This window comes from Limnobacter sp. MED105 (assembly GCF_000170915.1).
Taxonomy (GTDB): domain Bacteria; phylum Pseudomonadota; class Gammaproteobacteria; order Burkholderiales; family Burkholderiaceae_B; genus Limnobacter.
Genome location: NZ_ABCT01000022.1, coordinates 1 through 21,428, shown reverse-complemented (window position 1 = coordinate 21,428; position 21,428 = coordinate 1). Strand labels below are relative to the sequence as shown.

At 52.0% G+C, this 21,428-nt stretch carries 22 protein-coding genes; 19 read left to right on the top strand and 3 right to left on the bottom strand.

Translation table 11 applies throughout. From position 1 onward, the window contains the following. Position 1: 1 nt before the first annotated feature. The 12 genes from serC to rfaD all read left to right on the top strand — a co-directional run bounded on the left by serC (position 2) and on the right by rfaD (position 12,114). Positions 2 to 1,120, top strand: coding sequence for a 3-phosphoserine/phosphohydroxythreonine transaminase (gene serC / locus LMED105_RS14570; RefSeq protein WP_040513659.1), 1,119 nt, complete (start codon positions 2 to 4; stop codon positions 1,118 to 1,120). After that, complete coding sequence (gene pheA / locus LMED105_RS14565) at positions 1,120 to 2,211, top strand: prephenate dehydratase (protein WP_008252756.1); 1,092 nt, start codon at positions 1,120 to 1,122, stop codon at positions 2,209 to 2,211. Before serC ends, pheA begins: the two co-directional genes overlap by 1 nt. Positions 2,212 to 2,221: 10 nt before the next feature. Beyond that, a complete protein-coding gene (gene hisC / locus LMED105_RS14560; RefSeq protein WP_008252755.1) occupies positions 2,222 to 3,349 on the top strand; it encodes a histidinol-phosphate transaminase in 1,128 nt (375 codons plus the stop codon). Beyond that, entirely contained in the window at positions 3,349 to 4,236 is an 888-nt protein-coding gene (locus LMED105_RS14555) for a prephenate dehydrogenase/arogenate dehydrogenase family protein (protein WP_008252754.1), read from the top strand. Before hisC ends, LMED105_RS14555 begins: the two co-directional genes overlap by 1 nt. A 31-nt stretch (positions 4,237 to 4,267) precedes the next feature. Next, complete coding sequence (gene aroA / locus LMED105_RS14550; protein ID WP_008252753.1) at positions 4,268 to 5,611, top strand: 3-phosphoshikimate 1-carboxyvinyltransferase; 1,344 nt, start codon at positions 4,268 to 4,270, stop codon at positions 5,609 to 5,611. 5 nt (positions 5,612 to 5,616) lie between these two features. Continuing rightward, positions 5,617 to 6,291: a (d)CMP kinase gene (cmk, locus tag LMED105_RS14545; protein WP_008252751.1), complete on the top strand. Its 675-nt coding sequence runs from the start codon at positions 5,617 to 5,619 to the stop codon at positions 6,289 to 6,291. Between the two features lie 174 nt (positions 6,292 to 6,465). Beyond that, positions 6,466 to 8,169, top strand: coding sequence for a 30S ribosomal protein S1 (gene rpsA, locus LMED105_RS14540; protein ID WP_008252750.1), 1,704 nt, complete (start codon positions 6,466 to 6,468; stop codon positions 8,167 to 8,169). Between the two features lie 56 nt (positions 8,170 to 8,225). Further along, a complete protein-coding gene (locus LMED105_RS14535) occupies positions 8,226 to 8,522 on the top strand; it encodes an integration host factor subunit beta (RefSeq protein ID WP_008252749.1) in 297 nt (98 codons plus the stop codon). Between the two features lie 81 nt (positions 8,523 to 8,603). Then, on the top strand, positions 8,604 to 8,945 hold the full coding sequence (locus LMED105_RS16550; protein ID WP_008252748.1) for a lipopolysaccharide assembly protein LapA domain-containing protein: 342 nt from the start codon (positions 8,604 to 8,606) through the stop codon (positions 8,943 to 8,945). After that, positions 8,935 to 10,155: a lipopolysaccharide assembly protein LapB gene (lapB, locus tag LMED105_RS14525; protein WP_008252747.1), complete on the top strand. Its 1,221-nt coding sequence runs from the start codon at positions 8,935 to 8,937 to the stop codon at positions 10,153 to 10,155. Before LMED105_RS16550 ends, lapB begins: the two co-directional genes overlap by 11 nt. A gap of 13 nt (positions 10,156 to 10,168) precedes the next feature. Beyond that, positions 10,169 to 11,092, top strand: a complete 924-nt coding sequence (gene rfaE1 / locus LMED105_RS14520) for a D-glycero-beta-D-manno-heptose-7-phosphate kinase (RefSeq protein WP_008252746.1) — start codon at positions 10,169 to 10,171, stop codon at positions 11,090 to 11,092. 11 nt (positions 11,093 to 11,103) lie between these two features. Continuing rightward, entirely contained in the window at positions 11,104 to 12,114 is a 1,011-nt protein-coding gene (rfaD, locus tag LMED105_RS14515; protein WP_008252745.1) for an ADP-glyceromanno-heptose 6-epimerase, read from the top strand. 238 nt (positions 12,115 to 12,352) lie between these two features. Here rfaD and LMED105_RS14510 read toward each other — a convergent pair whose 3' ends face one another. Next, positions 12,353 to 12,706, bottom strand: coding sequence for a TM2 domain-containing protein (locus LMED105_RS14510; RefSeq protein ID WP_008252744.1), 354 nt, complete (start codon positions 12,704 to 12,706; stop codon positions 12,353 to 12,355). 141 nt (positions 12,707 to 12,847) lie between these two features. Here LMED105_RS14510 and rpsP point away from each other — a divergent pair, with 141 nt between their 5' ends. From rpsP to rplS, 4 genes are all read left to right on the top strand, one after another. Next, on the top strand, positions 12,848 to 13,102 hold the full coding sequence (gene rpsP, locus LMED105_RS14505; protein ID WP_008252743.1) for a 30S ribosomal protein S16: 255 nt from the start codon (positions 12,848 to 12,850) through the stop codon (positions 13,100 to 13,102). Positions 13,103 to 13,236: 134 nt separating this feature from the next. Then, positions 13,237 to 13,803 (top strand): ribosome maturation factor RimM, encoded by a 567-nt coding sequence (rimM, locus tag LMED105_RS14500; protein WP_008252738.1) that lies wholly within the window; start codon positions 13,237 to 13,239, stop codon positions 13,801 to 13,803. Next, entirely contained in the window at positions 13,803 to 14,543 is a 741-nt protein-coding gene (gene trmD / locus LMED105_RS14495; RefSeq protein WP_008252735.1) for a tRNA (guanosine(37)-N1)-methyltransferase TrmD, read from the top strand. Before rimM ends, trmD begins: the two co-directional genes overlap by 1 nt. Before the next feature lie 120 nt (positions 14,544 to 14,663). Continuing rightward, the gene (gene rplS, locus LMED105_RS14490) at positions 14,664 to 15,044 is read left to right on the top strand and encodes a 50S ribosomal protein L19 (RefSeq protein ID WP_008252734.1); all 381 of its coding nucleotides are present in this window, start codon (positions 14,664 to 14,666) and stop codon (positions 15,042 to 15,044) included. A gap of 132 nt (positions 15,045 to 15,176) precedes the next feature. Here the strand turns inward: rplS and recG are convergent, their stop codons facing one another. Both recG and LMED105_RS14480 read right to left on the bottom strand, forming a co-directional pair. Continuing rightward, positions 15,177 to 17,288 carry an ATP-dependent DNA helicase RecG gene (gene recG, locus LMED105_RS14485; protein WP_008252733.1) on the bottom strand — a complete coding sequence of 704 codons (2,112 nt, stop codon included), beginning with the start codon at positions 17,286 to 17,288 and terminating at the stop codon, positions 15,177 to 15,179. Positions 17,289 to 17,309: 21 nt separating this feature from the next. Further along, complete coding sequence (locus LMED105_RS14480; protein ID WP_008252709.1) at positions 17,310 to 17,693, bottom strand: RidA family protein; 384 nt, start codon at positions 17,691 to 17,693, stop codon at positions 17,310 to 17,312. A 133-nt stretch (positions 17,694 to 17,826) separates the two neighbouring features. Between LMED105_RS14480 and LMED105_RS14475 the strand changes: the two genes are divergently transcribed. The 3 genes from LMED105_RS14475 to LMED105_RS14465 form a co-directional block, all read left to right on the top strand. After that, positions 17,827 to 19,812 (top strand): APC family permease, encoded by a 1,986-nt coding sequence (locus LMED105_RS14475; protein ID WP_008252708.1) that lies wholly within the window; start codon positions 17,827 to 17,829, stop codon positions 19,810 to 19,812. 81 nt (positions 19,813 to 19,893) lie between these two features. Then, positions 19,894 to 20,838: a LysR substrate-binding domain-containing protein gene (locus LMED105_RS14470; RefSeq protein ID WP_008252690.1), complete on the top strand. Its 945-nt coding sequence runs from the start codon at positions 19,894 to 19,896 to the stop codon at positions 20,836 to 20,838. 3 nt (positions 20,839 to 20,841) lie between these two features. Further along, the coding region (locus LMED105_RS14465; protein WP_008252688.1) for a UbiA family prenyltransferase at positions 20,842 to 21,428 on the top strand (587 nt) is incomplete at its 3' end.

Genomic DNA, 21,428 nt, shown 5'->3' with positions numbered 1-21,428 from the left:
CATGTCTAGAGTTTGGAATTTTTCTGCGGGTCCGGCAGCTTTGCCTGAGCCAGTCTTGCGCAAGGCTGCGGAGGAAATGCTGGATTGGCAGGGCAAGGGTTTGTCAGTGATGGAGATGAGCCATCGCAGTCCTGAATACACCAGTATTTTCGACAGAACCCGCAGTGACTTTCGCAAGTTGTTGAACGTGCCGGATACACATGATGTGTTGTTCATGCAGGGTGGCGCTGTTGGCATGAATGCAATTGTGCCAATGAATTTGCTTCAAGGTTTTGAGCAGGCTGCATTCGTCAATACCGGTGCATGGTCGAAAAAGACTACCAAGGAGTTTTCAAAGTACGGATTGGCCCGTGTGGTGCTCGACAACGCAAATGCACTGACCGACACCGCGGCCGCTTGCTACGTTCCTGAGTGTGCTTCATTGCTTGACCGCGTGAATGGCCAACAAATGGCCTATTTGCATTATTGCGACAACGAAACAATCAGTGGCGTCGAGTTCAATGGGCAAATTGAGTCACTTGCCAGCCAACTGGATTGTCCTGTGGTTGCGGACATGTCATCAAATATTCTGTCGAAAACGCTCGATGTGGCCAAATACGGTTTGATTTATGGCGGAGCACAAAAGAATGTGGGCCCCGCTGGCGTCACCATTGTAGTGATCGACAAAGAACTGCTTAATCGGGCTTTGCCAATCTGTCCGTCCGCGTTTGAATTCGGTACCGTGGCTGAAAACGGTTCCATGTACAACACGCCGCCAACGTATTCTATTTATATCGCTGGCTTGGTGTTTGAATGGTTGATTGAGAAGGGTGGTGTGCCTTGGGCGCAAGCCCAGGCACAAGAAAAAGCGGCCTTGTTGTACAACACGATTGACAGCAGTGCGCTTTACAACTGCCCGGTTCGAATTTCTGACCGTTCTCGCATGAATGTACCTTTCACGCTGGCCGACGAGACGTTGAACGGAAAATTTCTCAGCCTTGCCGCAGAGCGTGGTCTGGTGCAGTTGAAAGGACATAAATCGGTGGGTGGCATGCGCGCGTCTATTTACAATGCCATGCCTCTGGAAGGGGTTAAGGCGTTGGCTGAGTTCATGCGCGAATTCGAGAAGACGGAGGCTTGATGACTACGCCTGATATCAATGCGGAGTTGTTGAAATTTCGCGATCAAATCGATGATATTGACCAGCAAATGTTGATTTTGCTCAACAAAAGAGCAAGCCTCGCTCAGTCGATTGGTCATGTGAAGGCGAAAACCGATGCCCCCGTTATGCGCCCCGAACGTGAAGCGCAGGTGCTCGACAAACTAAATACCGCCAACACTGGGCCTCTGAGTTCACAACACATTCACACCTTGTTCAAGGAAATCATGTCGGCTTGCCGCTCTCTGGAGCGCGAGGTACACGTGGCTTTTCTGGGGCCTTTAGGTACTTACAGCGAACAGGCGGTTTGGTCGTTCTTTGGACACTGCGTTCAGGCCGAACCCGTAGAAACCATTGAAGAGGCTTTTCGACAGTTACAGGCTCAGCAGGTCGATTTTGCTGTGGTGCCAGTTGAGAATTCGACAGAGGGGTCGATTGCCCGCACGCTGGACGCCTTGGTTGAGTCAAGCGCTTTGGTGTGTGGCGAAGTTCAGTTGGCTATCCATCACCAATTGCTGTGTCAAACCGGATCGCTGGACGGCATTGAAAAAATATGTGCCCACCCGCAAGCCTTGGCACAGTGCCGTGGGTGGCTTTCGCAGTATGCGCCTCACATTCAACAGGAAACCGTAGCCAGCAACGGTGTTGCTGCCCAAATGGCCAGTGAAAACGCAAAAGTGGCAGCCATTGCAGGCCAGGCCGCGCGAGAGCGTTATGGCTTGAAAGCATTTCAGGAACATATTCAAGACGATGCCCACAACACCACTCGTTTCCTGGTTTTGGGCAATCAATTAACAGGGCCTTCCGGGGTGGATAAAACAAGCTTGGTTGCATCCGTGCCCAATCAGCCGGGTGCAGTGTACAAAATGCTGGAACCCTTTAACGCCGAGAATGTGTCAATGACCCGGCTGGAGTCTAGACCCGCCCGCAATGGACGCTGGGAATATTATTTTTTCATAGATTTGCAAGGCCATCAAAGCGAGCCAGCAGTGGCCAAAGCTTTGGAGCAACTGAGAAAAAGCGCATCCTTTTTGAAAGTGCTGGGTTCGTACCCGGCAGCACAACGCAACTGAAAGCAGCACCATGCAAAAACTGACCGAGCAAGCCCCTCAATTCATTCGTGCCATTGCCCCTTACAAGGCCGGTAAACCGGTGTCTGACGTGGTTCGAGAACTGGGTCTCGACCCCAATACAGTGGTCAAGCTGGCCTCCAATGAAAATCCCTTGGGGCTGGGTGAAAAAGCCAAGGCTGCGATTGCGCAGGCTGCGACCGATTTGGGCCGTTACCCGGACGCGAACGGTTTTTCCTTGAAGGCCAAACTGGCTGCTCGTCACGGTGTAAAACCTGAGCAAATAACCTTGGGCAATGGTTCCAACGACGTACTGGAATTGGCGGCAAAAGCTTTTCTGACGCAAGGGACCAATGCCGTATTTTCGCAGTACGCCTTTGCGGTTTACCCCTTGGCTACACAGGGATGCGGTGCGCAGTCCAAGGTAGTGCCTGCGGTTTGCTTTACTCACGATCTAGATGGGTTTTTGAAGTCCATCGATTCTCAAACGCATGTAGTGTTCATCGCCAACCCCAACAACCCGACAGGTACTTTTCTGCCGCAGAAAAAACTGTTGGATTTTCTGAAGCAGGTCCCTTCGAATGTGTTGGTGGTGCTTGATGAGGCCTACAACGAATTCCTGAAACCTGAGGACCAGTACGATTCCACGCAGTGGGTCGCACAATTCCCCAATTTGCTGGTGTCGCGCAGTTTCTCCAAGGCTTATGGCTTGGCTGGTTTGCGTGTGGGCTATGCAGTGTCCGGTGTTGAAGTGGCAGACCTTATGAACCGGGTTCGTCAGCCTTTCAATGTGAATTCTTTGGCACTTGCGGCAGCCGAAGCTGCAATTGACGACGTCGAATTCCTGCAACAAACCTACGAAGTCAACTTGAAAGGTCTTGAGCAGATTGAGGGCGGTCTGAAGTTTCTCGGTCTTGAATATGTCCCTTCCTACGGCAATTTTGTGTTGTTCAAGGCTGGAAACACGGACGACGCGGGCATGAAGGTATTCGATGCCTTGCAGCGTTTGGGGGTGATTGTTCGCCCGGTAAACGGCTACGGCTTGCCTCAGTGGTTGCGCGTGTCGATTGGCCTGCCGCATGAAAACGAAGCCTTTTTGGTGGCTTTGCCCAAAGCGCTGGCCACGCTGCAGGCGCCGTGATGGCCAAGGGCGCAATCTTTAATCGAATGCTCGCCATCGGCGTGGGGCTGATCGGCGGCTCCATTTGTCTCGCTGCGAAGAAAAAAGGGCTGGTTGGCCATGTGCTGGGTTATTCCCGCAAACTTGAAACTGCCCATGAAGCGCTTCGCTTGGGTATTGTTGATGAGTGCATCGCAGGTCCAGGCGACTCCAATGTGCGCAATGTCGATGTGGTGGTTTTGTCCATCCCGGTTCGTCAGTACAAGCAAGTGTTGACCCAGTTTTTACCTTCTTTGCCGCCCAATTGCCTGATCTTCGATGCAGGCAGCACCAAGTCGGATGTGGCTGTCATGCTGGATGAACTCGAGCCACAATTTCCTGGTTTGAAGGCACGATTCGTTTTGGCACACCCTATTGCCGGTGGTGAATCGCATGGCCCCGCCGCAGCAGTTGCCGATCTGTTTGAGGGGCGCAATTGCGTGCTGTGCCCCTTGCCACAAACCAACCCGGCGGGTCTGAAAAAAGTCGAAAACTTCTGGGCGGCCATTGGTGCCAAGTTAAGCACCATGAATGCCATGGATCACGACGAAATGTTTGGCGCGGTCAGCCACTTGCCGCACCTGTTGGCATTCAGCTATGTGGCCAGTGTTTTGGGGCACCCCAAAGGTGCGGAATTCATGAAAGAGGGCGGTGCCGGCTACAGGGATTTCACCCGCATTGCCGCCAGTTCACCTGAAATGTGGGCCGACATATTCCAGAACAACAGCGCTGCCTTGTTGAGTATGTTGAGTGGTTTTGAGTCTAATATTGCCAGCCTTCGCAAGGCGATTGAGGGCAATGATCGAGCCACACTGGAACGTATTCTTGCTCAGGCATCTGAATACCGCAGTCACTGGAAACAGAATTAAGTCAGTCCAATTATTCAACGGATATTTTGCTATGTCAGATCTGAATTTGATCGAGTTTCACGCCAGCAGCACGGATAGCATGTCCGGCTCGGCTCGCGTGCCTGGCGACAAGTCAATTTCCCATCGCTCAATCATGATGGGTTCAATTGCCGAGGGCATCACCGAGGTGGAGGGCTTTCTCGAAGGTGAAGATGCACTTGCGACCATGAATGCGTTTCGTGCCTTGGGGGTTCAAATTGAGGGCCCGGACCGGGGCAAAGTCAAGGTGCATGGCGTGGGCATGCATGGTTTGAAGGCACCACGACAGGTGCTCGACTGCGGCAACTCTGGCACTTCAATGCGCCTGATGTCGGGGCTCCTTGCAGGGCAGGATTTCGATTGCATGCTGACCGGCGACTCAAGCTTGGGCAAGCGCCCGATGAAGCGGGTCATTGATCCCTTGGTGCTCATGGGCGCGCGAATTGAAGCACAAGAGGGTGGTCGCCCACCCCTGCATATTCACGGTCGCACCACTTTGAAGGCGATTGATTACGTGTTGCCCATGGCTTCGGCACAAGTGAAGTCTTGCGTACTTCTGGCCGGTTTGTATGCCGACGGCACAACCACCGTCACCGAACCTGCTGTTACCCGTGATCACACTGAGCGCATGTTGCGCGGCTTTGGTGTTGAAGTTATTACCAATGGCGCCAAAGCCAGTGTGAAGGGTGGTCAAACCTTGAAAGCCACCAAAATTGATGTGCCATCCGACATCTCGTCAGCTGCATTTTTCATGGTGGCCGCCTCGATTGCACCACAGGCGGACATTACGTTGAAGCATGTCGGTTTGAATCCGACCCGCACCGGTGTAATCGATATCCTGAAGCTGATGGGGGCCAACATCGAACTGAGCAATCATGCCGAGGTGGGCGGTGAGCCCGTCGCAGACGTGCGAGTTCGCAGCGCAGCCCTAAAAGGTATTGAAATTCCAGAGCACCTTGTGCCTTTGGCGATTGATGAATTTCCAGTGTTGTTCGTGGCGGCAGCCAATGCCACAGGGCGCACCATATTGACCGGTGCTGAAGAATTGCGGGTGAAGGAATCAGATCGCATTGCCGTGATGGCGCACGGTCTTCAAAAGTGCGGTATTGATGCCGAGCCCACCGAGGACGGCATGATCATTCAGGGCCTGGGGCACATTGGCGGCACACGATACAAAGCCACCAGCATTGAATCACAGGGCGATCACCGAATTGCCATGTCTTTCAGTGTTGCAGCCATTCGGGCCGAGGGGACCATGGTCATTCATGGCGCTCAAACTGTAGATACCTCATTCCCCGGTTTTGTGGCCCTGGCCAACTCGCTGGGAATGCAGGTTCAATCGGTGCGCAAGGGTTAAGGTCAATGAACATCCCCAACTGCCCTGTCATCGCGATCGACGGCCCCACCGCCTCGGGCAAGGGGACTGTGGCGGCCTTGGTGGCGGAAAAGCTCGGCTTTCACTATCTGGACAGCGGCGCAATTTACCGAGTGTTGGCTGTGGCTGTGGATCAGGCGGGTTTGAATCCAGATGTTCAATCTGATCTTGAGCGGATCATTTCCATGGCCGCCAATTTGCCGGTGCATTTTCAGGGCACTCAGGTGCTGCTTGACAGCGTAGATGTCTCTGAAATCATCAGGACAGAAGCTGCCGGTGTCATGGCGTCCCGCCTCGCTGTTGTACCGGAAGTTCGTGCTGGCCTGCTTCAGCGGCAAAGGGACTTTCGTCAAGTCCCGGGTCTCGTCGCCGATGGTCGGGACATGGGCTCAGTCGTATTTCCCGATTCAGTATTGAAAGTATTCCTGACTGCGAGCGCACAAGTGCGTGCTGAACGCCGCGTGAAGCAAATCGAGGCACGCGGCCAACAGGCGGACTTTCAAGCCATATTCAGTGACCTGATGGCTCGCGACAAACGGGACTCAGAGCGCGCAGTGGCGCCGTTGAAGCCATGCGATGATGCGCTGGTGCTCGATTGCTCTGCCATGCCAATCGAGCAGGTGCTTCAAACCATCCACAACTGGGCCAAAGAGCGCATTTAAACGCTTGATCAACAAAGACTTTCTTGATACACTCTCATCCCTTATTTGGTGAACTTTGCCCGTTTTTTAAGCAGGTTTGAGAACGCTGAATAAAACGCCGTATTTTTCAATCCCGAAAAATGCGTTTTTGAACTCCGCCTTGCCTCCCGCAGTGGCGTGTTAAATCTCAAATTTATGACCACAACTGAAATTACCCAAGCCCCAGATAGCTTTGCAGCTATGTTTGAAGAAAGCCTGAATCGCAAAGAAATGCGCGCAGGTGAAGTGATCACAGCCGAAGTTGTTCGTGTTGATTACAACTACGTTGTTGTGAACGCCGGGCTGAAATCCGAAAGCTACATTCCTCTCGAAGAATTCAAAGACGACCACGGCAACATCGAAGTCAACGACGGTGACTTCATCTCCGTGGCCATCGAAGCCCTTGAAAACGGCTACGGTGAAACGTTGCTGTCACGCGACAAGGCCAAGCGTCTGTCCGCATGGCTGAGCCTGGAACAAGCCCTGGAATCAGGCGAGCTGGTTACAGGTACCATCACCGGCAAGGTGAAGGGTGGCTTGACTGTGATGGTCAACAGCATTCGCGCTTTCCTGCCAGGTTCACTGGTAGATGTGCGCCCCGTGAAAGACACCACACCATTCGAAGGCAAGACCCTCGAATTCAAGGTGATCAAGCTCGATCGCAAGCGCAACAACGTTGTGTTGTCACGCCGTGCAGTGGTTGAGGCCACCATGGGTGAAGAGCGTGAAAAGCTCCTATCCAACCTGCAGGAAGGTTCTGTGGTCAAGGGCATCGTCAAGAACATCACCGACTACGGCGCTTTCGTGGATTTGGGCGGTATCGACGGCCTGCTGCACATCACCGACCTGGCATGGCGTCGTGTACGTCACCCGTCAGAAGTGCTGACAGTTGGCGAAGAAATCGAAGCAAAAGTATTGAAGTTCGACCAGGAAAAGAACCGTGTGTCCTTGGGCGTGAAGCAGCTTGGCGAAGACCCATGGGTCGGTTTGTCACGTCGCTACCCAGCCGACACACGCTTGTTCGGAAAGGTTACCAACATCACTGACTACGGCGCATTTGTTGAAGTAGAGCAAGGTATCGAAGGCCTGGTACACGTGTCAGAAATGGACTGGACCAACAAGAACGTCGATCCCAAGAAAGTGGTTACTTTGGGCGACGAAGTGGAAGTCATGGTTCTGGAAATCGACGAAGAGCGTCGCCGTATCAGCCTGGGCATGAAGCAATGTGCAGCCAACCCTTGGGAAGAGTTCTCTACCAGCTTCAAGAAAGGCGACAAGGTGTCTGGCGCAATCAAGTCAATCACTGACTTCGGCGTGTTCATCGGCTTGCCTGGTGGCATCGACGGTCTGGTACACCTGTCGGACCTGTCATGGAACGAAACCGGTGAAGAAGCCGTGCGTCGTTTCAAGAAAGGCGACGAAGTTGAGGCCTTGGTATTGGCCATCGACACAGAGCGCGAGCGCATCAGCTTGGGTATCAAACAGTTGTCTGGCGACCCATTCACTGTATTCGCTTCCACCAATGACCGTGGCAGCATGGTCAACGGCACCGTGAAGTCTGTGGACGCCAAGGGTGTTGTAGTTGATCTGGGCGATGACATCGAGGGTTACCTGCGTGCTTCCGAAATCTCCAACGATCGCGTTGAAGATGCTCGCAATGCATACAAGGAAGGCGACGCTGTGACAGCCATGGTGATTAACGTGGACCGCAAGGCCCGTTCAATCGCTTTGTCCATCAAGGCCAAAGACCAGGTTGACACTGACGAAGCGATGAAGAAGATCTCTGAAGAAAGCGCTGGCTCTGCTGGTACCACCAGCTTGGGCGCGCTGTTGAAAGCAAAACTGGGTAATAACCAGTAATCAGTCTGTAGAAGTGGCGCTTCCCATTCGGGAAGCGCCTTTTTATTTTAAGAACAATGACTAAATCAGAACTCATCAATCAGCTGGTCAAGCGTTTTCCCAAGTTGCCTGTGCGCGACACGGATTTCGCTGTCAAAAGCATTCTCGATTCCATGACTCAAGCCTTGGCCGAAGGTCAGCGCATTGAGATCCGTGGGTTCGGTAGTTTCTCTCTGACCCGTCGCCCCCAGCGTGTGGGTCGCAATCCAAAATCCGGCGAACAAGTGGTTGTGCCTGAAAAGCGCGTGCCTCACTTTAAGCCCGGCAAAGAGCTACGCGAGCGAGTTGATTTATACTCCAAGAAAGAGAGTTAATTCGATCGTTCTTCGGTGAAGCCTGAGTCATCACGCCGATGAATGAATCGGCGTTGATCCAACTACAAACAGGGGACCACCTTGAAAATACTTGCCTGGGTAGTGCGACTTGCACTTTTCCTTGTTGTTCTCACCTTTTCCATTCGAAACACAGATTTAGTCACCGTCAAGTGGTTGCCAGGGCTTGAAATTCAGGTTCAGTTGGTGGTGGCTTTGTTGCTGGCCTTGCTGTTGGGAGCCGTTTTCGCATGGATTTCCTTGTTACCGTCCTGGCTGAAGGCCAAGCGAGCTGCTTCTGTGGCTTCCAAAAATGCGGAACGTCTCGAGCGCGAGTTGAGCCAACTCAAAGCACAGGGCAACACTCCAGTTGTTGTTGAAGAACCGATGCCAGCTTTGCCGATAGGCCCAAGTCATGGAATTTGAAACTTGGTGGTTGGTCCTTATCCCACTGATATTCAGCTTGGGATGGATGGCCGCGCGCCTTGAAAAGCGATCAGATGCATCCGTGCGCGGTCAACTGCCAGCCTCGTATTTTAAGGGCGTTAATTTCCTGTTGAGTGAGCAGCCGGACAAAGCGATTGATGCTTTTCTGGAGGTGGCTGCGATCGACACCCACACTGTTGAATTGCATTTTGCGTTGGCCAGTCTGTTTCGAAAAAAAGGTGAAATTGATCGCGCAATTCGGGTGCATCAGTTTTTGACAACACGTGAACAAATTACGTTGGCAGATCGGGAAAAGGCCACCTATGAGTTGGGGGTTGATTTTCTGCGAGCCGGTATTCTTGATCGCGCTGAGCAAGCTTTCCACAGCCTGTCAGGCTCAGATATGAAGGCAGAGGCGTCACGCCAGTTGCTCGAGTTGTATGAGCTGGAAAAAGCCTGGGACAAAGCCATTGCCCAAGCCCACAAGCTTCGTGAATATGGTGCTGAGGTGCCAGCCGGCGACATTGCACACTTTTACTGCGAACTTGCTGCCCAGTTTATTGACGCGGGCGATTTGCTGAAGGCCAAAGCGGAGCTGCAAAATGCTTTGCTAACCGACGCACAGAATGTGCGCGCCTCTTTGTTGCTAGGTGATATTTATTTCACCCAGAACCAATTTGAGGAAGCGATTGGCCAGTGGCGCGCAGCCGAGCGACAGAATCCTTGGTATTTACCTTTGGTGGGGCCAAATATGTGGGCAGCGTTCAAGAAACTTGAGCGCGAAGAAGAGGGTATTTCCGCTTTGCTGGAATATTGCACCATGTACCCCTCCATTGATTTGCTGCTTGTATTGGCGCAGGCCGTCGAAGAGACCAAAGGGCCATTTGCAGCATTCGAATTGCTACGAGAGCAGGTGCGTGCCCGTCCCAGCTTGCTGGGGCTGGACAAATTGCTTGAGCATCAGTTGCGTGGCAAGCTTGACGATGATCGAATGCAAGACTTACGCCTGACGCGTGAGTTGATCTCCAAACACACTCAGCGCCTGGAGCGCTATCGCTGCCAGTCGTGTGGTTTTCAGGCCAAAAAGTTTTACTGGCAATGCCCCGGTTGTGCCAATTGGGATTCAATTGTGCCGCGCCGTGCAGAAGAACTTGATTTTTACCCGGTGTCAGCCAAAAAGGCAGCACATACACAGGCTCATACCCATTAAAACAGGCTGAACAATGGTCGACAGGTCTCAATTTAAAGACGCAAAAATTCTGGTGGTCGGCGATGTCATGCTGGATCGCTATTGGTTTGGCGATGTAGAGCGTATTTCCCCGGAGGCTCCGGTGCCTGTGGTGCTGGTGGGTACCAAAGACGAACGTTTGGGTGGTGCTGCCAACGTCGCAATTAACGCCAGTTCTTTGGGCGCGCAGTTGTGCTTGATGGGCGTGGTGGGCAATGACGAGCCTGGCCACACGGTTGAGGCCTTGCTTGAAAAAAGTGGAGTACGTTCGCGTTTGCTCAAAGACCCCAATTTTCCTACTACTGTGAAGTTGCGCGTGATTGCCCGTCAGCAACAGTTGGTACGAATCGATTTTGAGGAGCGCCCCTCGCCTGAGCAACTCACTACCAAAATGGAGTTGTTTGATCAGGAGTACGCCAATCACGATGTGGTGCTGTTTTCAGACTACGGCAAAGGCAGTCTGGAACATGTGGCAGAAATGATTGCTTTGTGCAAAAAGGCAGGCAAAACTACTTTGGTCGATCCCAAAGGGGACGATTACGCGAAATACGCCGGCGCATCGGTATTGACACCGAATCGGTCTGAGTTCAAGCAGGTCATGGGTAGCTGGAAAACTGAGGCCCAGTTGATTGAAAAAGCCCAAACCCTGCGTGAGCGCTTGAGGTTGGGGGCTTTGTTGTTGACTCGTTCCGAGGAAGGCATGACGCTGTTTACCGCTGACGGGAGTTTTCACGTGCCTGCGCAGGCTCGCGAAGTATTTGATGTGTCGGGAGCTGGTGACACGGTGATCGCGACCTTGGCTTGTGCAGTGGGTTCTGGCATGAGCCTGCCCGACAGCGTGGCATTGGCCAATAAGGCAGGCGGTGTGGTGGTCGGCAAACTAGGTACAGCAGTGATATTGCCGGAAGAATTGAATTGAAGGAATCGACCATGAAAGTGATTGTGACGGGTGCGGCTGGTTTAATCGGCAGCAATTTGGTAAAGGCCCTGAACGAACGTGGCATTACCGACGTATTGGCGGTGGATAACCTGACCAAAGGCGACAAGTTTTTGAACTTGGTGGATTGTGAAATCTCCGACTACCTGGATAAAACTGATTTTCTTGCGCGTATTGAGCGTGGCGAGTTCGGTAAGTTCGACGCAATTTTTCATGAAGGGGCCTGTTCCGACACGATGGAGCACAATGGCAACTACATGATGGCCAACAATTTCCGTTACACCCAAACCCTGTTTGAATGGGCGCAACGCACGGGCACTCCGTTCCTGTACGCCTCATCTGCAGCCGTTTATGGCGGAAGCACGGAGTTTGTTGAAAGCCGTGAGGTTGAAAAACCATTGAATGTGTATGGCTATTCCAAGTTTTTGTTCGATCAGGTATTGCGTCGTCAAATGAAGATCGGTTTGAAGGCGCCAGTGTTTGGCTTTCGGTATTTCAATGTGTACGGCGATCGTGAGCAGCACAAAGGGCGCATGGCTTCAGTGGCTTTTCACAACTTTAACCAGTTTCGTGAGGGTGGTTCGGTTAAGTTGTTTGGCCCCTACGGTGGTTACGAGGCAGGCTGCCAGCAGCGAGATTTTGTCTCGATTGAAGATGTGGTGAAGGTGAACATGTTTTTCTTCGAGCATGCCAGCACTGCACCTGCAGGGGTGTATAACCTGGGCACAGGACGTGCCCAAACATTCAACGATGTGGCTTTGACCACCTTGAATACGTTGCGTGAAAGCCAGGGTAGTGCTGTTCTAAGCCTGCAGGACGCGGTGAAAGGTGGTTTTATTGAATACATTGAGTTTCCGGATGCGCTGAAAGGCAAGTATCAAAGCTACACCCAGGCTGATTTAAGTAACTTGCGTGCCGCAGGCTACAACGGCAGTTTTTACAGCGTAGAAGAAGGCGTGGCGCGCTACGTAGGCCGTTTGATTAAAAAATATTTGAAACCATGAAACTAAAGCGGGAGCTTTGACACTTAGTAATGTTGGTTGATTCGGCCTCTTGAACCGAGTCGCTCGCAAACCGTTGGGGTTCCCCCACGTTTTAAGGGTAGGCCAACTGCTTGTGGAATCGCATACTCCCCTCAGGGGCGAGCATTGTGCGACCAAGCAAGTGTCTCTGTCTCCTCAAGCCCTGTTAAGCCCGCTTTTTAGCGGGCTTTTTTTGCTCGAACAGGTTTGACGATGATGTTTAACTCACGATCCCGCTGAAATACCACTGAAACACCATGGCTAGGGTGGCCATTAAGGCTGTCATTCCAAAGGCCAGCGACAAGGCCACGGAAACAACCACTGCACCCGTGGTTTGTCGAGTGTCGGCGGGGTATTCGGGGTTTAAAAGGGCATTAAATTGTTCGTCTTTCATCAGGCCGTAGCGCATGGTGTCAATCCAGCCTGCAAACGCAGATAACGGGAATGTCAGCATGTAGAACCAGAAACGTTTTTTACCCGCGTAAATCCAGTGACCACCGATTACACCAGTGAGCAGGGCAAGCCAGCAGAACATAAGCTTGGATTTGAAGGGTTCTTGGGGTGATGCATTCATTTTTTAAAACACTGCTTGTTAGATTGGATTACGCTGGCTATAATAGCGGGTTATCGGATTTCGTGTGTCGAAATCCCAATGATTCATTCGTTTGCAGTGGCCAAAGTTTGTTCTGCAGGCACTAATTTAATAGAGGAAATTATGGTCGTCATTCGACTCGCACGTGGTGGTTCTAAAAAGCGCCCATTTTATAGCCTGGTGGCTGCTGATTCACGCAACCGTCGCGATGGCCGTTTTATTGAGCGTATCGGTTTCTACAACCCTGTAGCACCGGAAGGTTCTGAGGGCCTGCGCATTGCCATGGATCGCCTGACCTACTGGAAAAGCGTTGGTGCACAATGCTCTTCTACAGTAGAGCGCCTGGTTGGTGAATACAACGCCAAGCAAGCTGCTTAATACTGTTGCATTGACTCCGGTCAGTTCCGGAGCAAGCGCAAGCTAAAAGGCAGGTTGTTACACAAAGTCCGTGGATGATACGTTCGCGGACTTTTGTTTTTGGTTTTATGATTTGCCCATTTTGGACACCGAGCATGAATGTACCCGACGATTTGGTAGAACTGGGGCGAATTGGTGAACCCTACGGCCTGAAGGGCTGGATCAATGTGTTGCCCTCGTCTGAAGAGCCCGATGTGTTGCTGAAAAGCAAACAATGGTGGGTGTCACGGTTGCCTTCCTCCGAGGGAGCGGTGGTTCGTCGCGCGGCACAGCCAAAATTCGAAGACCTCGTCTTCGAGCCATTTCGTGTTTTGCAAAGCAAACCACACTCCAGTCGAATTGTTGCGCATCTTGAGGGCATAGAACAGCCCGAACTGGCAGCCCAGTTCAAGGGGCGTCGGGTTTACGTGTCACGTGCACGCTTTCCGGCACCTGCGGAGGGTGAGTACTATTGGGTGGACTTGGTGGGGTGTCGTGTCACGAATCTGGAGGGCAGGGTATTGGGCACCGTTACCCAGGTTGTTGATCATGGAGCACATCCTATTTTGTCGGTCAAGAGTGACGCTGAGCAGGAAATGCTGATTCCCTTTGTGGCAGCGTATGTTGTCAATGTGGACACGCAGGCCAAACAAATTCAAGCGGATTGGCAGGAAGATTACTGATGTCAGGCCCTCGCTTTGACGTGATCACCCTTTTCCCTGACCAGTTTCCGAGATTGGTTGAGTTGGGTGTCGTGGGCAGGGCTTTGAAAAAGCAGTTGTTTGAACTGAATTGCTGGAACCCGCGTGATTTCACGGATGATCCGCACCGCACTGTGGATGACAGGCCTTATGGTGGTGGCCCAGGCATGGTGATGCTGGCTGAACCCTTGGTGCGTTGTGTCACGGCGATCCGTGGTGTGCGCGGTGACGATGCACCCTTGGTTTTTTTGACGCCGCATGGTCCTTTGCTTAAGCAAGAAAATGTTCGTGCTTTGAGCGATCAAGGTGAGGGCGCAATTCTACTTTGCGGTCGCTACGAGGGTGTAGATCAGCGTTTTATCGATGAGTATGTCGACCAAACTTACTGTTTGGGCGACTTTGTGCTGTCTGGTGGAGAGCTGGCTGTGGCTTGTTTGGTCGATGCCTGGGTGCGTTTGCTGCCTGATGTGCTGAATCATGCATTGTCGGCGACCCAGGATTCATTTGAGGCGGGTTTGCTGGATTGTCCGCACTACACGCGCCCGGAAGTTTTTGATAATAAAGCAGTTCCAGACGTGCTTTTGTCGGGAAATCATGCGAAAATAGAAAGTTGGCGTTTTGAGCAGGCAAAAGCTTACACAAAACGCTTTCGACCCGAATTGCTGGAGAACTTTGCTTTTGATTTAAATGACAAGGCAAGTAAGGCTGGCAAGAAGGGTTAAGTTGGTGGATTGCTCGTATTGAATTTACAGGCAAACACTTTTTATTGTTTTCATCCTCTGGCGGTGCACGTTCAATTTATTGAACCATAAAAGCCCGTGAATGATGACTTGGAGCTATCAATGAATTTGATTCAACAACTTGAGCAAGAAGAAATTGCTCGCTTGGGTAAAGAAATTCCCGAGTTTGCCCCCGGCGACACTGTAATCGTAAGCGTTCGAGTAATCGAAGGTACGCGTTCACGTCTGCAGGCTTATGAAGGTGTCGTGATCGCCCGTCGTAACCGCGGTCTGAATTCTTCCTTCATTGTTCGCAAGATTTCATCTGGCGAAGGCGTAGAACGTACATTCCAGCTTTATTCACCGTCTATCGAAAAGATCGAAGTGAAGCGTCGTGGTGATGTTCGCCGCGCCAAGCTGTACTACCTGCGCGATCGTTCAGGCAAGTCTGCACGTATCAAGGAAAAGTTGCCCAACCGTGTGAACAAGCAAGCTGCTGAATAAGCATTTTGTAGTCGTTCACTTGGGTAAAACAGAAAGCCAGTTCTCAGAGAACTGGCTTTTTGTTTTCTTGCATATCCACCTGATTATCGAGAATTCGAGTGTTGGTCTACACAATGTTTGCTTAGTCGATATTCAACTCAACCACCAAGGCGTTTCCTCAATCCATCGTTGAACGTGTCGGCGAGTGTTCTCCGCCTCTGGCGGCATTTGTTGAGCCAATGTTCTCGCCAATTCCAGCAAGTCTTTGTCGACCAGTGGGTCGGCGTAGCGCATCATGGGCAAGCCAGATTGCCGCTTGCCAAGCAACTCACCTGGGCCCCGAATTTCCAGATCTTTTTCAGCCAAATAAAATCCATCGTCGCTTTCATGCATCGCTTTCAAGCGCAGTTTGGAGGTGTTTGACAAGGGGCCACCGTACAACAGAACGCAAACGCTTTGCACGCTGCCACGCCCTACGCGGCCACGAAGCTGGTGAAGTTGAGCCAGCCCAAAACGTTCAGCCTGGTCAATGACCATTAAACTTGCGTTGCCCACGTCTACGCCCACTTCAATTACTGTGGTGGACACTAGCAAATCAAGTTCACCTGCTGAAAATGCAGCCATGGTGGCCTGTTTGAGTTTGTTGTCTTGCTTGCCGTGAAGCAGGCCGATGCGCCGTGTTGGAAGTTGTTCGCACAAGTCGGCATAGGTGGCCTGTGCTGCCTGAAGGTCGAGTGTTTCACTTTCTTCGATCAGTGGGCACACCCAATACACTTGCTGTCCTTTGTTTATTTCACCTTCAATGGCAGAAATGAGTTGTTCCCGTTTTTTCTGGGAAAGTAGCTTGGTGATAATGGGTTTTCGGCCCGGTGGTTTTTCATCCAGGCTGGACACCGCAAGGTCTGATAAATAGGTTTGAGCCAGTGTGCGTGGAATGGGCGTTGCACTCATCATGAGTTGGTGGGCCAAATGCCCGTCGCTTGCCTTGGCGATTAGAGACAGGCGTTGGGCAACGCCAAAGCGGTGCTGCTCATCTACCACAACCAGTGCCAGTGACTGGAACTGGACATGGTCTTGAACCAAGGCGTGAGTGCCAATAATCACGTCGATTTCGCCGGCAGCCAGCGCTTTCAGTGTTCGGTCTTTTTCGCTTTTTTTCATGGCCCCTTGAAGCTTTGCACACCGCACGCCTACCGCGTCGAACAGCGGCGCAAGTTTATGGTGGTGCTGGGCTGCCAATACTTCGGTGGGTGCCAAAATTGCGGCTTGTTTGCCATTTTCTATGGCGCGCAAGCAGGCCAGCGCGGCTACAAGAGTTTTACCGCTCCCCACGTCGCCTTGTAGCAAACGTTGCATTGGGTAGGGGTGGGCCAAGTCTTCGAAAATTTCACGGCAGGCACGTTCCTGTGCTCCTGTCAGCTGAAAAGGCAGTTGTGCCATGAATTGACAAACCAAGCTGGTTTTTGTGATTTTCTCAGCTTTTAGCGGGCTGGCTTTTTCCAGGGTCCGCTGTTGACGATACTCGCGCAACAAAAGTTGCTGGGCCAGCAATTCATCCACTTTGACACGTGTCCAGGCAGGATGAGTGCGCAAATTCAGGTCATAGAGTTCTTCGGGTTTGGCTTGGCCGTGTAGTGTTTGAAGGGCGGTAGGCCATGGCAGCAATTTGTGTTTTTTACACAGGTTGGTGGGCAAGGTATCAATGAAGCAAGCGGCCGGTAGTTTCTTCATCCAGCGGTGCCAGTCGCTTTGTTTCAACTGACCTGTGCTGGGGTAAACAGGTTCCAACACCGAACTCGAGTTTGTTGGGGGCGCTATGGGGTTGATGGATGCATCCAGAGTTCCGGGGGGAGCAATTTTCACGGTGGGATGCACCATCTCGAACGTGCCATAGCCCTGACGGATTTGGCCGTTGATCTGAATTCGGGTCCCTTCGCTGAGTTTTTGTTGCAAGCCTGGGTAAAAATGAAGCCAGCGTAACAGCAGGGTAGTGTCGCCGTCTTCGACCCACACCCGCAGTTGTTTGCGAGGGTGGTACTGCACTTCAGTACCCACCACAGTGGCCAGCAGGTTCACTTTCTGGCCCAGCTGAAGCGAGTCCATGGCCGTGATCGAGGCCTTGTCTTCAAAACGAAGGGGCAGGTGCAAGGCCAACCCCATCCAATGTGGGGCCGTCAATAAGCTACCCACGGCGTCGGCAATGCTTACCGGCAGCGGCAGCAGCTCCTCGAAGCCGGGTTTGTGGTTGGGGGCTGCTGCTGTCAAGTGTTTGGCTTTGCTGCGCGGTTAAAGGGCCAAAATGGCTTCCACTTCAAAGCGCGCGCCTTTGGGAAGGCTCGCCACACCCACGGTCGAGCGGGCCGGGTAGGGTGCAGACACATATTCCTGCATGATCGCGTTGACTTGCGCGAATTCACTGAGATCAGTCAAAAACAGGGTGAATTTCACAACGTTGGCCAGACTGCCACCTGCCTCTTCTGCCACTGCCTTGAGGTTGGAAAATGCCTGGCGTGCCTGCTCCTCGGTGCTCGGACCTACAAGGTCGCCAGTGGCAGGGTTCAGGCCGATTTGTCCCGAAGTGAACACCAGATTACCTAGCTTGATTGCTTGGCTATATGGGCCGATTGCTGCGGGGGCTTTGGGGGTAGATACAACGGAGGCTTGTGTCATCTTGAGTCTTGGAAATGATTGGGTAAATGGATCTAAACTGCTTCAGTTGCAATGATAACGCCGAGAGGTGCATTGTGTTGCCCATGGGGACGGTATACCATACTCGACTTGTTTGTTGCGCCGCAATGTACGCATGAGTCAAACCCAAAAGTCAGGCAAGGCCAACGCTTCGCTTGGTCAAAAATCTGCTGTGCCACGCTCGGCGTCAACCTCTCTTGAGGCAGACGAACGCGACGACATTTTCTCCGAGAAATATGCATGGGTTGCCGTTGGGGCTTGTGGTTTGGCCTCCGTGGCTTTTGGCCCTGAGGAATCATTCAAGGCACTGGGCGAATCTCGCCATTTGCTGCTGTTTTTGGGATTGTTGACAGCGCTTTCCATTCTCCTGGTGTCACTCACGTATTTCCGCGTCACCGAGCTTTTTCCAAAAGGCGGTGGCGGCTATGCCATGGCCACCAACTTGCTGGGCCCCAGGGTGGGTTTGATCGCAGGTGCTGCATTGCTGGTCGATTATGTCCTGATGGTGGCTTTGGGAATAAGCGCATCAACCCATTTGATGTTCAGCTTCTTACCTCCGTATTTTTATGAGTACCGGGTGTGGGTCTCTATGGCCTTAATGGTTGGCTTGATGAATTTTCATATTCAGGGGCGTCATCTGAACCTGAAACCCTTCAAGTATTTGTTTGTGGCTTTCCTGCTAACCCACTTGGTCTTCATCCTTGTGGGTTTTTCCGACCACTTTCAGGACATCGGTGGGGTGGTTAAACGCAGCATTGAAACCACCGAGTCAGACCTAAGTACCTTGGGCTGGCTGCCGGTATTGGCAATTTTCGCGCGCGGATTTTTTCTGGGTGGAGGCACCTACACTGGCATTGAAGCCGCCTCGGATACGGTGCAGTTAAGCCGTTACAGGCAGAGCAGCGAGAACCGCAGGAAAATGCTGGCTTATGTTGCATGTGCATTGGCTTTTGCTGCTGCCAGTCTGGCAGCCTTGTATTCGCTGTGGGATGTCAATATTGAACCCACCATGGCTTTGAATGGTGTGCTGTTTGAAAGGGTGTTCACTGACCTTGGTTGGGATTGGCCCTACGTTATTTTTGGTTTGCTGGTGATGTTGGGGCTTGAGACAGCGGTGTTGCTCTTGGCTGCACATGTCGCTTTTGCTGTGGGGCCAAGGGTGTTGTCAACCATGGCGATTGATTCATGGTTGCCTCACCAGTTTCGATACTTGTCTAATCGCTTTGTGACCAAGAACGGCATCATGCTGATGGGCGGTTTGGCCTTGGTGGCTATTTATCTAAGCGACGCGAATGTGGATTTGTTGGTGGTGCTGTTTTCCATCAATGTGTTTATTGTATTTAGCCTGTCCATGTTGGGGCTGTGCGTTTATTGGCTTAAGAACCGGCACGAGAAACGTTTTGTAAAAGGCTTTTTGTCAGCCTCGCTTGGTTTTGTTGTTTCAGCATCCATTTTGTTGGGAACAATTATTACCCAGTTTTTTCAAGGTGGCTGGATCACCATGCTGATCACTACTGTGGTGGTGTTGGTGTGCTTGTGGGTGCGCAACCATTACAGAGAAACCAAAGAAAAAATATCGAAGATTGATGAAGTATTTGCCATGGCGCAATATGGCTCCGCACACTCTCCGCCCGAGTTGATTCCAGAAGGCAACACGGCGGTATTTATTGTGGGCAACAGCCGTGGTGGTGGTTTACATGCATTGCTTTGGGTGCAGCGTATGTTTCCCAATCACTTCCAGAATTTTGTGTTCATGAACGCACGGACTGTTGATTCCAAGGCTTATGGAGGTCGCGAGGCACTGGAAGCCATGCGTGTAGATGCTTCAGTGTCCCTGAATTACTTTGTGAATTTTTGCCGTAGCCACGGACTGCGTGCCAAGAGTTACCTGTCGTTCGGAACGGACGCAGTTGAAGAGTTGACGAACCTTGCGAAAGTGGTGGCCGAAAACCACCCCAATGCAATTTTCTTCACCAGCAAACTGGTGTTCGAAAATGAAAATATCCTGACCCGGTTGTTGCACAATCAGGCTGCATTGGAACTTCAACGCCGTTTGCACAGTGCGGGCCAGCAAATGGTGATTCTGCCCATGCGGCTTTAAGGTTTTCAACAAAAGATGTGTTGCTTGATGGGGCTGTGTTTGCAATAATAATTACACTCGCAGTTTTGATAGCAAAATTAAATGACCCTCACCGAACTGAAGTACATTGTCGCCCTGGCCCGGGAAAAGCATTTTGGCCGCGCTGCGGATGCCTGTTTTGTCAGTCAGCCCACCTTGTCTGTGGCCATCAAAAAGCTTGAAGAAGAGCTTAGCGTGTCCTTGTTTGAAAGAGGTTCCAACGAGGTGTCATTGACGCCCGTGGGAGAGCGCATTGTGGTTCAGGCGCAGCGTGTGCTTGAAGAGGCGTCTGCAATCAAGAGCATTGCACAGCAGGGTATGGATCCGCTGGCAGGTCCGCTGCGTGTGGGTGTTATTTACACCATTGGCCCCTATTTGTTGCCAGGCCTGGTTTCAAGCATGATTGAGCGCGTGCCCTCGATGCCGCTGGTATTGCAGGAAAATTTCACAGTACGCCTGCTCGAGCTATTGAAACAAGGTGAAATTGATGTTGCAGTTTTGGCTCTGCCAATTAATGAGTCCGGTTTTGTGATTCAGCCTCTGTACGACGAACCCTTCATGGTGGCCCTGCCAAAGTCTCACCGCTGGGCTCACGAGAAAACCATTAATTCGGATGATTTGCGCAGCGAGAATATGCTGTTGCTGGGCACTGGTCACTGTTTCAGGGACCAGGTGTTGGGTGTGTGCCCCGAACTGTCCCGGTTTTCGCAATCGTCTGAAGGCATTCAACGTACTTTCGAGGGTAGCTCGCTTGAGACGATTCGCCACATGGTTGCTTCCGGTGTGGGAATCACGGTGCTACCGTCCAGTTCTGTACCCAATCCCGTTCCCAAAGAAAGTTTGTTGACTTACATTCCTTTGGCCGACGATGACACGCGTCGCACAGTTGCGCTGGTGTGGCGCAAAAGTTTTGGACGGCGTGAGGCCTTGGAGGCCTTGCGCGATGCGATCATGGAATGCGACCTGAACGGTGTTGAGTTTCTGGATGCGCCGCAAATGGTGCGTTAAGTGATGCTCGTTTTCAACAAGGCGCGTCTGCGAGATTATTACCTGTTATTGCGCCTGGATAAACCCATCGGAATTTTGCTGTTGATGTGGCCGACCCTGTGGGGTTTGTGGATGGCGGCCGAGGGCATGCCGCCTTGGCATGTGCTTTTGATATTTGTCGCTGGCGTCGTATTGATGAGGTCTGCAGGCTGCGCGATCAATGATTACGCGGATCGCGACATTGATTTGCATGTCGAGCGAACCCGCAACAGACCCTTGACCAGTGGCCGAATTGGCGAAAAGGAAGCCCTATTGCTGGCGGCTGGCTTGGCGATTTTGGCTTTGTTGATTACCTTGCCTTTGGGGTGGCCGGTTATTTTGATGAGTATCCCTGCTGCTTTTTTGGCAGGCAGCTACCCGTTCACCAAGCGGTTTTTCCCGATGCCCCAGGCCTATCTTGGAATTGCTTTTGGTTTCTCAATTCCGATGGCTTTTGTAGCAGTGCAGGGCAGTGTGCCCTTGCATGCCTGGCTTGTATTTGCAGCCAATGTATTTTGGACGGTGGCTTACGACACTGAATATGCCTTGGTCGACAAACCGGATGATTTAAA